The 17,042-nt window shown below is 42.0% G+C and carries 2 protein-coding genes; both read left to right on the top strand.

Annotated elements, in window-relative coordinates; all coding sequences use genetic code 11:
* Positions 1-154: 154 nt before the first annotated feature.
* Entirely contained in the window at positions 155-13,120 is a 12,966-nt protein-coding gene (locus B0A80_RS19615) for a gliding motility-associated C-terminal domain-containing protein (protein WP_124020596.1), read from the top strand.
* A gap of 478 nt (positions 13,121-13,598) precedes the next feature.
* Positions 13,599-17,042, top strand: a 3,444-nt coding sequence (locus B0A80_RS19610; RefSeq protein WP_089078391.1) for an immunoglobulin domain-containing protein, incomplete at its 3' end; no start/stop codon positions are given.

The following is a 17,042-nucleotide window of genomic DNA, read 5'->3' as shown; positions in this document are numbered from 1 at the left end:
CAGTAAGTTGTGTTTTTTAATTGCTTTTATTTTGTAACTACTTAATAATCAACGCATTTATTGACTTGATAAGCTTTTTTTTATTAAATTTGTGTTAAGTCGTCCCAACGTTTTTACTGTTATTTCTTTGTTTTTAATTCAAAAATTTAAATTTATGAAATTAAATTACTCTGATAAATTACATAAAGGACTAAATAAAACGCTTTTCTTTTTTTTATTTGTACTTCCCGCTTATACTTTTTCGCAGAATTGTACTGTAAATGCAAATGCAGACAGAACAATTTGTCCGGGTGGAGCAACAGCTTTACCACCAGATCAGTTTTATTTACTGGGGACAGCCAATACGGCACCCGGGACTAATTTTATGGATGCTCCGAAATGGAGTCAGATAGGAGGGCCAGCGGTACAAATCGATGATCCGAACGCATTGCAGACCTTAATTAAGGGAGCGGTTCCCGGAAATAGTTATACTTTTAGATTAACGGCTAAATGTGGTGACGATTCAACCATATTTGATGATGTTGTAGTGACGGTTTCGCCACTTACAGCTGCAAATGCAGGGCCGGATCAAACCTATTGTCAGGGGACATATCCACTTAACGGAAACACAGTAGGAGGAACAGAAACAGGAACCTGGAGTATTGTAGGAAATAATAGTGCCGGAGTTACAATTAACAATCCAAATTCTCCCACTAGTACAATTACCGTTTCCGGAAATAGTTCCGGTTCGACTACGCTAAGATGGACCATAACAAATGCATCCTGTACTTCAACTGATGACGTAGTTATCTCAAGCTTGGGCGGAAGAATGCCTGTTACTGCAGGATCTGACATCACGCTTTCAAACTGTTATTCTGCTACGCAGACCGTTACGCTTAATGGGAGTTTTGGCGGAAATACACCGGGACAGCAGCAAGGTACCTGGACAGTTGTTTCAGGACCAAGTATTCCAACTTTTACGAATGCCAATCAAAACAATACAACCGTAACAGGCCTGCTTGAAGGTACTTATGTTTTTAGATGGACAGTTGCCGGAACCTGTGCCAATGGAGTGGATGAAGTAACGGTAGTAGTTCCGCCGCCAACAGCCGATGTTACTAATGTTAGTGGTTCTACAGCTTTTTTTTGTGACGGACGAACCTCAACAATCCTTCAGGGAACAATACCAAAATACGTAAATGAAAGTGTGCAGTGGACACAAACCGGAGGCCCAACAGCAGTAATTCAAAATCCGACTTCTCCGGCCACAGCAGTATCAGGAATGACCACATTAGGAACCTATACTTTTTTGTACACCCTGACTAATAGCGTAACAAATTGTGTGACGACCGCTAATTATGTGGTAGTCTTAGAAGATATAATATCCATTTCAGGAGGTCCGGATCAGGTTCTGGGCTGTAATGATTCTGAGGCTATAATTCCGATAACTTTTACAGGTAATGGACAAATGAGCTGGCAGATCGTATCAGGACCTAGTATCAATCCCATTCTGAATCCGCCCTATCCTTCGTTCCCGACAGCTCCGGTAAATTTTTCAGGAAACAGTCTTACGATTAGTCAATTGACTTTTTCAGGAACTTATGTTGTTCGGTTAATTAAAGCGCCAAATCAGGGTAGTCAGTGTGAAACCGTTTATGATAATGTGACATTGGTGGTATCTGCAACTCCCACCACCTCGAGTGCGGGAACGATGCAGATAGTACCTTGTAATTCAACTTCCGGAACATTGGCGGGAAATCTGGTCGTTCGGGGGAAAGGAAAATGGTCACAGATTTCAGGGCCCAGTACGGTCACCTTTTCTGATGTCAATAGCCCCACTACAACAGTATCTCCCTTAATTAACGGGGCATATAAATTTAGATGGACCATTTCAGGTGGAGAAGCCTGCGAAGTATCTCAAAGCACTTCTGAGGTTTTGGTATCCAGTGCCGGCCCTACAGATGCTAATGCGGGACCTGATCAGGCTGTTTGTTTCGGTGCAAAAGTTCAATTACAGGGAAATGCCATACAGAACAGCGAAAATGGTACCTGGACAGTTTCTCCTAGTGCCGGAGTAATTATTAGCGATCCGGGTGATCCGAATACCAAAGTAAGCGGATTGGCTGCCAATACAACTTATACTTTTACCTGGACTATTGCAAACGGCTGCGGTACGTCGGCAGATACAGTTGATGTTGTTACCAATGGAACAGAAGGAGCAGATGCCGATGCAGGAGCTGCTCAATGTTTTCCAACGGGTACCAGCACGATTACCTTAAACGGAAATGATCCTGCTCCCGGAACCGGTCTTTGGACTCAGACAACGGGAACACCGGTAACCATTACAAATCCAACGCAATATAATACTACAGTAACAGGATTAAGTGACGGAGATTATACTTTCAAATGGACCGTTAGTAATGTGGGCTGTGCTGATGGTGAAGATAGTGTGGGTATAACCATAGCACCCGATATTACTGTAGCTCAGGCAGGTCCTGGTCAAAGACTATGTGCCAATAATACAACAGTAACGGGAAATGCACCAGCTTCCGGAGAAAGCGGCTTATGGGAATTGGTTAGTGGAGGAGACGGACCTGTTATTACAAATCCGACTAGTCCTACTACTACAATCACAGGACTAACCCCAGGTTCATGGGTGTTCAAATGGACCATTTCACGAGGATTCTGTGCGAGTACATCAGCTACGGTACAGCTTAATGTTGACGAAGGTCCTTCACCGGCAATCGCAGGAGCAGATCAAACGGTATGTAATCAAAATTCGGTTACTCTCGGAGCGACTCCTCCGGTGATTGGCAATGGAATATGGTCGTTAGTCAGCGGACCAAATTCGCCTGTGTTTTCAGATGCAAGAGCTGCCAATTCGACTTTATCCGGACTTATAACGGGAGAATATATTTTAGAATGGACCACTTCTACAGGAATAAATTGTCCGACAAATCAAGATCAGATGACCGTAAAAGTAACGGAAGTTGCAGCTGCGGGGTCTGATTATGCCACCTGCTTAGAGGGACCTTTATATTTAACGGGTAATCTCAACAGTACAGGAATCTGGACTTATGTTTCCGGAGGAGCAGGAGCACCAACCATTACAACAACCAGTAACAACAGTGCGGCAGTAACTAATTTAATACCGGGTGTTTATGTGTTTCGATATACTATTGCGGCACAAGGACTTTGTCCTGAAACGTCAGATGATATTCAGGTAACGGTAAACGGTCAGATTACAACGCCTCCAAATGCGGGGCCTAATCAGGAATTTTGCGATGTAGGTGCAGGAGGATTTCAGCTGGCAGCTTCGACACCTGATCCCGGAACAACAGGAAAATGGACGGTATTATTCGGTCCGGGAACAGGATCTTTTGTAAATGATACTGATCCCAACACGATGTTTATAAATCCGGGTTTTGGCTTTTATGTGTTTAACTGGACCGTTAGTTCAGGAACCTGTAGTGAGTCGGACCAGATTAGGATTGAGAATTCAGAACCGCCTTCACCGGCAATTGCGGGTGGTGATCAAAGTATTTGCGGATCTGTGACAGATTTAACGGCAATTCCACCACTGGTAGGAGTGGGAAAATGGGCTCAGGTTTCCGGACCAACTACAGCGGTATTTAGTTCAGATATTATGCCTACTACAACGGTTAGCAATCTGACACAAACAGGTGGGGTATATGTTTTTAGCTGGACCGTTAGCAATGGAGCGCTTTGTCCGTCTACAACAGATTCGGTTCAAATTACGGTTACTGCAAATTTAACAGTTCCTAATGCCGGACCTGATCAGACGATTTGTGAATCTGATAGTGCAACTTTAGCTGCCAATGTCATTACTGTTGGAACGGGACAATGGTCAAAAACCAGTGGACCGGCAGGAGTTTTTTCTGATGCTTCGAGTCCGACTTCTACATTTACACCAAGTGCTTCGGGAACTTATGTTTTGAGATGGACAGCCACAAATCTGAGCTGTCAATTTTTTGACGAGATGACTTTAACGGTTAACCCTCTGCCATCCACTTCAAATGCAGGAACTCCAATTAGTATTTGTGAATTTCAAACGCTGACTCTGGCAGCAAATACACCAATAATAGGAACGGGTTTATGGACACAAGTCTCAGGGCCGGTAACAGTAGGTTTTACAGATGCCACTTCGCCAACAACAACTGTTCTGGGAACACAGGCAGGTAATTATGTTTTTAGATGGACGATTACAAGCGGAGTGTGTGCGTCAAGTTCCAGTACTGTTTCGGTAACCGTAAATGCATTGCCGCCTTTAGCAAATGCAGGAGTCGATCAGACGATTTGTAATACGGAAACCGCAACCTTAAATGGAAACAATCCGGTAACGGGAACAGGTGTCTGGACTTTTGTAACGAATCCCGGAGGTACGGCAGTAATCACCAATGCAAATGCTTTTAACACTACGGTAACGAATATATCAGTAGGAACAACACGATTAAAATGGACGATCAGTAATGGTTCTTGTAATTCTTATGCAGATGAAGTCAATATAGTACGACCTTCTGACTTAGTCCTTGCGGGATTAACAAGTGATACCACTATTTGCGAAGGAGGTACCACAACTTTTACGGTTAGTCCAACCGGAAGCATAGCACCTTATACCTATCAATGGCAAACTTCTGCCAATGGCGTAACGGGCTGGACTAATATTTCAGGACAAACGAATGCTTCTTTTTCCACTAATAATGCTTTAACAAGTGGAGATTATTATTATCGAGTAATTGTTTCGAGTACTTGTACACAGGTTACGAGTAATGTGGCAAAACTCACCATTATTGCAGACCCTGTTGTCACTACTCAGCCAACAGGAAGCACAATTTGTTCAGGAAACACCCATACGATGACGGTCGCCGCGACAACTACCAATACAGCTGCAGGAACGATTGCGTATCAATGGCAAAGTTCGGTGAATGGAACTTCGGGCTGGACTAATGTTTCAGGAGGAAGCGGAGCCAATACTGCAACTTACACTACAGCAGCCTTAACATCGAATTTGTATTTTAGAGCACAAATTACACAATCGGGAAGCGGCTGTGAAACCTTTTCAAATCCAGCATTGGTTAATGTTGCGCGCATTACAACACAACCTGCAACTCCGGCAGCTATTTGTGTAGGCGGAATTGTAAGCATTACTATTGCTGCAACTTTAGACGGAGGAGCAGGAGCATTAAGTTATCAATGGCAAAGTAATTCAGGGGCAGGTTTTGTAAATGAAACCAATGGAACGGCAACAACCGCTAATTTTACGTCTGATGTTTTAAATGTTACCACTCAGTTCAGATGTCTGATAACTTCATCAACAACCAATTGTATACTGACTTCAAATACGGTTACAGCCACTGTAGTCACTGATCCTGCCATATCAGTTCCGCCAACAGGAGGAATTGTATGTTCAGGCGGAGCATTTACCTTATCGGTTACAGGAACAGGAGGAACTCCGTCTTTAAATTATCAATGGTACAGCAGTTCGGATAATATAAGTTTTGCGCAAATATCCGGTGCGACTTCCAGTACTTATACCACTCCGGCATTAACACAGGATACTTATTATCGTGTAGATGTTTCGGCTACCGGAAACGGTTGTGGTCTGGTATCTTCTAATAGCGTATTAGTGGATGTAATTCCTGATCCGGTTGTAAACCAGCAGCCTGTGGGAAATACAATCTGTTCCGGTGCGACACATACCATGACAGTCGCAGCTTCGGGAGATCCTTTGGGAGGAGCTTTGATTTATCAATGGGAAAGATCGGCAAACGGTACAACAGGCTGGGCCAATACAACAGGAGGAAGCGGTGCCACAGCAGCCGCTTACACCACCGGAGCATTAACTTCTACTTTTTATTACAGAGTCAGAGTGACGCAAACGCCTAATGGCTGCGAAGTTTATTCGAATGCAGTACCGGTATTTGTGGCAACAATCACGACTCAGCCAGCCACTCCGGCAGCTATTTGCGTGGGAGGAATTGTAAACATCAGTATTTCAGCTTCATTAAACGGAGGTACAGGATCACTTAGTTATCAATGGCAAAGTAATTCGGGTTCAGGTTTTGTGAATGAAACCAATGCAACGGCAACTACGGCTAATTTTACTTCAGATGTATTGAATGCTACAACCCAATTCAGATGTTTAGTGACCTCATCGACGACCAATTGTACCTTAACCTCCAATACCGTTACAGCAACAGTGGTTCCGGATCCATCCATTACCGTTCAGCCAACAGGAGCGACAATTTGTTCGGGAGGAAATCATACTTTATCGGTAACAGGAGCGAATGGAACTCCGGCCTTAACTTATCAATGGTATAGCAGTACAAACAATTCGACTTTTACAGCCATAGGCGGTGCAACGGCAGCAACTTATGCAACTCCCGCTTTAACACAAACGACTTATTATAAAGTAGATGTTTCGGCCAGCGGAAGCGGATGTAATACCATTACTTCAAACGTAGCGACCGTGACCGTTTTATCGGCCATTACCATAGTGACACAGCCGGTATTTAAAACAAACATCTGCAGTGGTTCAAACGCAACCTTAAATGTAGTAGTGGCAGGAGGTTCCGGAAATTATGCGTACCAATGGAAAAGCTCTGCTGCTTTAGCGGGTCCGTTTACTGATATTTCGGGTGCAAATTCGGCATCTTATACGACTCCAAACTTAACGGTGACTACTTTTTATCAGGTAGCCATTTCTGATCCTACCCAGGGATGTATACCAATTCTATCGAGTATTGCTTCCGTAATTATTCCAAGTATTACGACTCAGCCTGTTAATCCGAATACCGTTTGTGTGGGAGGAACAGTATTGATGTCAACGGCTGCTTCTGCTAATAATGGGTCAGCTTCGTTTACCTATCAATGGCAACGTTCTCCTGACGGGGTTAATGGTTGGGCTAATATTACCTCAGAAATTAGAGCACAAAATCCGAATTATTTGACAGGACCGCTTTCAGTTACAACTTATTATCGTTGTGTAATCACTTCGTCAAATCCAAATTGTACTCTTACTACCAATGTTGTAGTAGCAACTGTTATACCGGATCCAACGATAGCAGTACAGCCTGTGGGTGGAAATATTTGTGAAGGAGGTGTATTTACTATGACATCCAGTGCACAAAATGGTTCCGGAAACTTTACCTATCAGTGGCAAAAATCCTTGGATGGAACGACAGGGTGGGCAAACGTAACGGATGGTTCGGGAGCTAATACAACAACTTATACGACCGGTTTTGTAAATGCAGATGCGTATTACAGATTGCGCGTGACAGATTCAGGTGTTGGATGTGGAACAATAAATTCTAATCCGGCGAAAGTTGATGTTTTTGATATTCCAATAATTACTACGCAACCAAAAGATGGGGAAGTCTGTATTAATGAGACTCATACTTTTACCGTTGTGGCAACGGGAAATATTTCCGGAAGCCCAATATTGTACCAATGGCAAAGTGCTGCTGCTCTGGCAGGGCCTTATACAGACGTAACAGCTGGAGTTGGCGGTACAACAGCTTCTTATACAACACCAGCTTACGCTACAGCTGGTAACCGATATTTCAGAGTGAATATTTCTCAGGCAGAGTCCGGTTGTCGTACCCTTTCCAATCAGGTAACTTTAAAGGTTTTTGATCTTCCTGCTGCTCCGGTTGGTTTGGTAACGGAACAACCTTCCTGTACCATTGCTACAGGGACCGTTAATATCACGAATCCGGATCTGGGAACAGGATATGAATACAGCAGCAATGGAACGACTTTTCAGGCCAGTAATGTTTTTGCAGGTTTACCTTCCGGAAATGTAACCATTTATGTGAGACGAGTAGGGTTGAATACTTGTATCTCATCCGGAACTACCTTTACAATTTCTAACAGAATCTGCGCAGTTTCAGAAAATTTCGCCTCCATATCAGGAGATACAGGAGGGAATACCGGAGCACAAACCATTTTAGACAGTGATACGCTGAACGGAGTTATTTTGAACCCTTCGTCAGTTAATGTTACAATCAACTCTATTTCCAGTTTTTTAACCTTCAATACTGCTAACAATACTATTTCTGTAGGACCGGGAACTCCTCCGGGAGATTATACCTTAACTTACACGATATGTGAAATTGTAAATCCCGGAACTCCATCAGATCCTGCGAATTTTAAAAATTGTTCGACAGCAACAGAATCCATTAGTGTAACTACTGCAGGAATTGATGCCCGAATCGATATCGTGAAATATCTGGTAAACGGATATACGGGAGCTAACAATGTGATTAATGCTTTAACCAATGACAGACTGGCCAGTGCACAGGCAACCTTGTCTAATGTAACCCTTTCGGTAGTAAATCCGGCACAGCCTATTAATTCGGCCATAACAACCGTTCCGTATCTGGATATCACCACCGGAAATGTAAATGTACCGCCGGGGACCGTTAAAGGACTGTATGAAATTGAATATAGGATTTGCGAAATCGGAGCGCCTACCAATTGTGATACATCAAGTATTCTGGTTCCGGTTGGAAATGCCGAAATTGTGGCAAATGATGATCGGGTAGAAAACATAAATGGTTATGTAGGACAGCTGAATGCTGCGAATGCCCTAACCAATGACACCTTAAACGGAGTGCCGATTACCGGAGCAAATTTTGATGAAATAACAATTTCTCAAAATATTGCGGCGACACCTTTGTACCCTGGAGCGAATGTTCCGGTTTTTAGTGCGGCCACAGGAAGCATTAGCATTCCCGAAGGAACTCCGGCCGATACCTATTATATAACCTATACGATTTGTGAAAAATTAAACCCGACAAATTGTGCAAACGGAAGCATTGCCATTGTGGTAGATGCGGCTCCGATAATTGCAAATGACGATCAGGTCAATAATATCAATGGTTATGAAGGTGGGGTAGATGTCATTAATGTGTACACCAATGCAGCAGGCGCTGATACTTTTAACGGTCAGATTATTAATATCAATCTGGCAGATGTATTGACTCCTTCAGTTCTAACGCCGGCGCAGCCTAAAACTCCGGGAGCTCCTGTTCCGGAATTGGATGTTTCGACAGGTTTTGTGACTGTTCCACCGGGAACTCCGGCCGGTCAATATCAAATAAAGTATCAGATCTGTGAAGACCTTAATCCGGGTAATTGTGATGATGCGACTGTAATTATTAATGTAGTTGTACCAATTATTGAAGCGATTGACGATACCGTTTTAAATGTAAATGGTTATGAGGGAGCAGATGATATCATCAATATTTATGATAACGATTTACTGAACGGAGGAATGCTGGACCTTCCGGATATTACGACAACCGTTATATCAACTCCAGCGGCTATAAATGGCGGTCCGGTTCCGACACTTGACAGCGTTACCGGTTTAGTAGACGTTCCTCCGGGGACACCGGCAGGAGAATATAAGTTTGTGTATAAAATATGTGAGAATCTAAATCCAACGAATTGCGATCAGGCAGTGGTTACCATCATGGTTGTTCCGGCACCAATTGATGCTGTAGATGATGCTAATTTTGCCCCAATTAATGGGTTTGTTGGTGATCCGAATGCTTTAAATGCTTTAAACAACGATACCTTAAATGGTTTGGCTGTAATTCCTTCGGAAGTAACTATTACTAATATTATACCTGCTACACCTATTAACGGAGGTTTGGTTCCGGTACTAAACGCCATAACAGGAAATGTAAGTGTACCACCGGGAACTGCAGCAGGAATTTACCTGATAGGGTATCAGCTGAATGAAAAGCTGAACTTGTCTAATAATGATTTTGCTTTTATAACTGTTGAGGTTTCGGCACCGTTAATTGTAGCCAATGATGATACAATTGCTAATGTAAACGGATATGTAACGACCAACAATGCAATTGATGTTTTATTGAATGACACCCTTAACGGAACTGCTGCTAACATCTCGAAAGTTAATATTACCGTTGATGCTGCCGCAACACCAATAAACGGAGGCCCGGTTCCGGTATTAGAACCGCTAACCGGATTTGTAAGTATTCCGGCTGGAACTCCGGCAGGCGATTATGAAATTAAATACCATATTTGCGAGAAAATAAATCCGCTGAATTGTGATAATGCTTCCGTATTTATCAATGTAGTGGGACCACAAATTGATGCAGTGAATGATTCCGCAGCCAATATTAATGGATTTACAGGAGCAACGAATGTAGTGAATGCCTTATCAAATGATACTCTAAACGGAGCGGCCGTTATTCCTTCTCAGGTAACCCTCAGTAATGTAGTTCCGGCAACACCAGTTAATGGCGGAGCAGTACCAGTTCTAAATCCTTCAAACGGAAATGTAAATGTACCGGCAGGAACCGCAGCAGGAACTTACACCATTCAATATCGTTTGAGTGAGAACTTAAATCCAGCTAATTTTGATACGGCAACTATAACTATTGTGGTTATAGCGCCAATTATCATCGCCAATGCAGATAACGCAGGTACGATTAATGGGTATACAGGCGGAACGAACATTATAAATGCCATTACAAATGACAGATTGAACGGTTCGGATATTCAATTGGTTAACATTGATATTACATCTGTAAGTACCACCACTCCGGCAGGATATGTTTCCGGAAACCCGATTCCGGTATTGAATACTGTTACAGGAAATGTCGATGTACCGGCAGGAACTTCAGCAGGAGTTTATATCATTCATTATCGTATTTGCGAAAAACTAAATCCGTCAAATTGCAGTGAGGCAGATATCACTATAAATGTTATTGCCCCAATTATTGATGCTAATAATGATTTTGCCAATGCTATTAACGGATATGTTGGTGCAAACAATGTAGTAAATGCTCTAACCAATGATAGCCTTAACGGAGTAACAGCACAAGCCACTCTGGTTAATATCAGTGTTTTGAGTACTACGCCACCGCCAACATCAACAAACGGAATTGTTCCGGTATTGAATACCGCTACAGGAAATGTCGATGTACCGCCAGGAACCTCTGCAGGGACTTATTTCATCCAATATCAAATTTGTGAAAAACTAAATCCGACGAATTGTGATCAGGCAACGATTATCATAATTGTAAACGCACCTCCGATAGTTGCGGAAGATGATACCATCACAAACGCAAACGGCTTATCAGGAGTAAATAATGTACTGAATGCTTTTACAAACAATGATACGTACAACGGAGTTCTTCTAACAGATGTGAGTTTAATTAATCCAACAATAATCAGTGGGGCAACTTCTATAAATGGTGGACTGGTTCCTATTTTAGATCTGGCGACTGGTTTTGTTAGCATTCCGGCAGGTACACCGGTAGGAACTTATCAGATTAGATATAGAATCTGCGACAAATTAAACCCAACGAATTGTGATGATGCCATTATTACTATTGTAGTAGCCGTTCCGACAATTGTTGCGAATGATGATGCCGCTGACAATATTAATGGATTAACCGGAGCAAGTAATGTTTTAAATGCGTACGCCAACGATACTCTAAACGGAACAACAATTCTGCAGACCAATATTAATAGTACGCTTATTACCGCGGCAAACTCCATAAACGGAGCTGCAGTTCCTGTTTTAAATATTCTTACCGGTGCTGTAGATGTTCCTGCGGGTACAGCTGCGGGAGTATATTCTATTGTATATAAAATTTGTGATAAATTAAATCCGTCAAATTGCGATGAAGCAGTTATCAAAATAACGGTAGCACAACCTTCCATTCAATTGCTTAAACAAGGTGTTTTCGTTGATTCTAATGGTGATGGGTATGCACAGCCGGGAGAGCAAATTCGTTATTCCTTCGTTATTACCAATACCGGAACTTTAGATTTAACCAATGTGACTGTAACAGATCCAAAGGCAAATATTACAGGCACACCAATTGCAGTATTGGGAGTGGGGCAATCCAATACAACAAGTTATAAAGGAACTTATGTGTTGACTCAGGCAGATATTAATCTGGGCTATGTCGAAAATCAGGCTTTGGTGAAAGCGCAGCCGACTAGCGGATCAGCTATTCAGGATTTGTCCGACAGTAACGATCTTACCTTAATTGGACCTAATGATCCTACAATTACTCCGGTGCCTCAACATAAAGAACTAACTTTAATAAAAGGCGGGAAATTAACCGGAAATGGAGGAGTAGGTTCGATCATCAATTACAGTTTTACAGTTAAGAATACCGGAAATGTAGTACTCACTAATTTGGTTGTAACAGATCCGATGCTAACAGCGACAACCATTGCTGTTTCTCCTAATGTACTCGCACCGGGGGCAACAGGAACAGCCACAGCATCGTATACCGTAAATATTGCAGATGTTGCCAAAGGAGTAGTAATCAATTCGGCACTTGCAATTGGAGATGACCCTCAGGGAAATCCGGTTACCGATATCTCCGATAGTGATGACCCAACTTTAACCGGTGATGATGATCCAACGGTTGTTAATTTAAGCCTTAAACCTTCTATTGCACTTATCAAAACGGCTACTTTTAATGATGAAAACAAAAATGGATATGCTGAGGTAGGGGAAACAGTTACGTATCGCTTTAGCATAACCAATACGGGAAATATTATACTCGTAAATGTGGTAGTTAAAGATCCTAAACCAGGTGTAACTATTACCGGTGATCCGGTGATTTTAAAACAAGGAGAGACAAATTCTAATAACTTTGTTGGAACCTATGTTTTAACAGCTGCTGATCTCGAGGCCGGATCTGTTGTAAATCAGGCTGAGGTGACTGCCGTCAGCCCGGACGGGCAAATTGCAAAAGACTTGTCTGACGGAAATTCGATTTTAGGAGACAATCCTACCGTACTGCCAATTGACGCTTGTAAAATTACAGTTCACAATGCATTTTCACCTAATGGTGACGGGATTAATGAAGTTTTCAAAATCGATGGGGTCGAATGTTATCCTGATGTATATGTAGAAATTTATGACCGTTGGGGAGTTCTGGTTTATGATGCTCATGGTTATAATAATACCTCAGTTGTCTTTACAGGAATTTCAGAAGGAAGAGCAACAGTCAATAAACAAAAAGGATTACCGGTTGGTACTTATTTTTACGTGATTACGTATAAAACGTATTTAAATGAGCCGATAAGTTTAATGGGGTATTTATATTTTTCAAGATAATGTAAAATATTGTTTTTCAAATAATTAAATAAAAAAAGCGCAACATTGTTGCGCTTTTTTTATTGATTTTTTGTCACTATATTCTTTAAAACAGTAATATATGTACAATATGCCTGCCAATTTTTACCACTTCGTTATCAAATAGTCATTTTTTTTGTAGTCAAAAGTGTATTATGGTCTGTTGAAAAACGTCATTCATCGTTAATCTGAGTAGTTTATCGAAAAATATAGCTGATAGCCAGTTGATTGCATATTTTCGCGGCTCCAAAAACTACTAATTTAACCGAAAGACATTTTGTGTCTTGAACCTATATACCTATGGTCCAAACGCTGCCCTTTTTTGATAAAGCTTTTAAAAAGCACTTTTTAAGACTTCAAAAAACCATTTCCATTATTTTATCGTATCTGTTTTGTGTGCTGAATACCACGGTTGTTTTCTCAGCATCTGATATTTCCATTTCTAAATTCCCCATTGTTTATGTATAACTTTACTTTTAGCAAGTTTAATTTTTTAAAACAAATCTTTTTTGTTTTGTTCTTTGGACTAGTGTCATTACCTGCTTTTTCACAAGTTTGTGGAACACCCGGAGGAGATGGACCTGTTACCGTATCAAGTTCTGTAAATACTTATTTTCCTATTTCGGGAAATATAACACTGAATGCAGGAACTCAATCGATAGTTTTAGCAGGAGTACCTGCTACCGATCAGTATTCTAATAATTTCGGAACAACTGCGATATCAGTAGGAGATCTGATTTTGATTATTCAAATGCAGGATGCTACGATAGATTATACGAATACAACAAGTTATGGTTCCGGAACGTCAAATAGCGGTCCTGATGCTTTAGGAGGTACCGGATTTACATCTTTGGGTAACACCGGAGTTTTTGAATATGTTATCGCAACTAATAATGTCCCACTGACTGGTGGGAATTTAACGTTTAAAGGAACGGGTGCCAATGGTGGAACCCTGAATAGTTTTTATAATGCAGATGCTACAACGACAAGAGGAAAAAGAACTTTTCAGATTGTAAGAGTACCCCAATATTCTAATTTAACCCTTACTTCTTCTATAACAACACCTCCTTTTAATGGTGTTGCAGGAGGAGTTATTGCTTTTAATGTTTCCGGTACATTCAATTTTGCCGGATTTTCTATTGATGGGAATGCCCGTGGTTTTAGAGGAGGTTATAGCCCTATAGCAGTATCTAATCTTAATAATTCTACAACTTATGTGGGATTATCAAGTAATAATACAATTTCAGGAAAAGGAGAAGGAATAGCGGGAACACCCCGTTATATGTGGGATGGATTTAATCAGGTTGATAATGGAGTGGAAGGAATGCCTGGAGGATCTGCCGGAAGAGGAGCCCCTGCCAACGCTGGTGGAGGTGGTAATGACCACAACTCCGGAGGTGGAGGTGGAGGTAATGGCGGATTCGGTGGCTTAGGTGGTGCCGGATGGCAAGGTGGAGGCGGTGATGTTCTTCCATTAACAGGAGGAGGAAGACCAGGTTTCAGATCTTATCTTACTGCAACTGCCTTTCCAAGATTAGTTATGGGAGGTGGTGGTGGTGCCGGAGATGCCAATAATGCTTCAACAGGTGTTAAAGGTGGTGTCGGTGGTGCCATTATTCTTATTAATGCAGGTACCGTTCAGGGAACAGGTAACATTTATGCCAATGGAGGAAAAGGAGCACCAGGTGCTTTTTCAGGCTCACCCGATGGAGCAGGTGGTGGTGGTGCCGGAGGAACAGTATTATTGAATATCTCAAATAGTAGTACCGCTACGATCAGAATAGAAGCAGCAGGAGGAGCAGGAGGAAATACTGAAAATGATAATAATAATTCACACGGACCTGGTGGTGGTGGTGGTGGTGGAATAATCAGACACAACCTTACCGGTACTGTAACCTTAACTACTACTGTAGTTGGAGGTAGTTCAGGAAGGTCTAATGCCGGTGCGGGAATTAGAAATGGTGCGGTAGATGGAACAGCAGGTAGTGCGTCAACTTTTACAGCACAGGATGTACCGCCAAATTTGCAGGTAAATTCTAATTGTTTCCCTGTTTTAGAAACAAAAGTAAAAGCACTTTCAACCGCATCAGCCTGTAATTCGATTGGAGAAAAAGTTTCTTATGAAATTCAGATCAAAAATACAGGAGTAGGGAATGCTGCAGGAGTATTTTTAGATTTTCTTTTTCCAACAGGCATCGAGTTCGATTCCGCTACAGCGGCTTATTCAGCAGAAGCAACAGGACCTTCAGGTGTATTAACAAACACTGCTATGGCAGGTAATCCTGTATTTGGAGGCTTTAATATTGCACAAAATGGAGTGGTTACGATAACTTTAACAGGAAAAGTAGCGGCATCTATGACGGCAGGAACTTACAGTTCTAGTGCGCAGGCTTTGTATCTTGATCCAACACGTACAACCGCTAATCCGAATAGAAGAATTACAGCATTTACGAACGCTTATGGTACTGCCAATAAAACTTATGAAGGAGCAAGCCAGGCAAATGTTCCGGGAACAAATTTTAAAGGTAGTGCAGAAACAGTAGATGATATTACAATTTTGGCATTGCCGGCAACTCCAACAGCTACTGTAACACAAGGAAATTGTCTTACACCTACAGGAACAATAACAGTCAATACCCCAGCTCCGGGAGCGGGAATAAGTTATACTCTAAGAGGAACAAATCCGATAACGGCGCCAGTAAATAATACATCAGGTGTTTTCTCCGGTTTAGTACCGAACAGCTATGTATTGACTACAACTAATGCTCAGGGATGTACTTCGGCTCCGACTGCAAGTATGACGATTAATCCGGTTGCTGGAGCACCAACAACGACAGGAGTTTCCATTTGTCAGGGAGGTAGCGGGGCATTAACAGCTACTTCTACATGTTCAAATTCAGGGACTATACAATGGTACACATCGTCTGTAAGTTTAACACCAATATTTACAGGTTCTTCTTTTAATCCTGTAGGTGTTGCTGGCTCAGGTTTGACCAATACAAATACGGCGGGGACCACAACATATTATGCAGCTTGTCCGGGACTTGGAAGCTGTAGAACTGCTACAAATTTTGTGATCAATGCAATACCAACAATAACAGCAACAACACCTGCTTCGCGATGTGATGCAGGATCAGTAACATTAGGCGCTACAGCCTCTTCAGGAACTATTAATTGGTATGCTGCTGCGACCGGTGGTACATCATTAGCGACCGGAACGAGTTTTATCACACCAAATTTATCAACAACTACCACTTATTATGTAGATGCTACAGGAAATGGGTGTACTACAGGAACAAGAACGGCAGTTGTAGCAACAATAAATACAAGACCAACAATAGATTCAACAACACAAGATTCCAGATGTGGTGCAGGAACATTAACATTAAATGCAACAGCATCGGCAGGAGCAACTATTAACTGGTATGCGGCTTCAACAGGCGGTACATCATTAAAAACAGGAGCGAGTTATACTACACCAAGTTTATCAACTACCACGACTTATTATGTAGAGGCTACTTCACCAGAAGGTTGTACTTCGGCATCAAGAGTTGCGGTTGCGGCAGTTGTAAACACCGCTTCTACGATTGTATTTACCAGTGGTACACAAAATCCGACAATTTGTAACGGAACAGCTATTCCTAGCACGATTTATACTTTTGGCGGAAGCGCAACCAATGCTGTTGCCTCAAACTTGCCGGCTGGTTTATCAGCTTCTGTTGATTCCAGTGCAAAAACAATCACGATTTCTGGAACACCAACTGCGAGTGGTACTTATACGATAACAACAGTTGGTCATACAGCACCTTGTACGGCAGCGACAATAAATGGAATTGTAACGATTACTACTGCATCAAATGCCGGTACATTATCAGGGAATCAAGCTATCTGTGTTGCCGGAACG

Origin of the sequence: Flavobacterium tructae (assembly GCF_002217475.1) — a bacterium.
Taxonomy (GTDB): domain Bacteria; phylum Bacteroidota; class Bacteroidia; order Flavobacteriales; family Flavobacteriaceae; genus Flavobacterium; species Flavobacterium tructae.
Note: the sequence above shows the minus strand (reverse complement) of the source record. Positions and strands in the feature narration are given on the sequence as shown.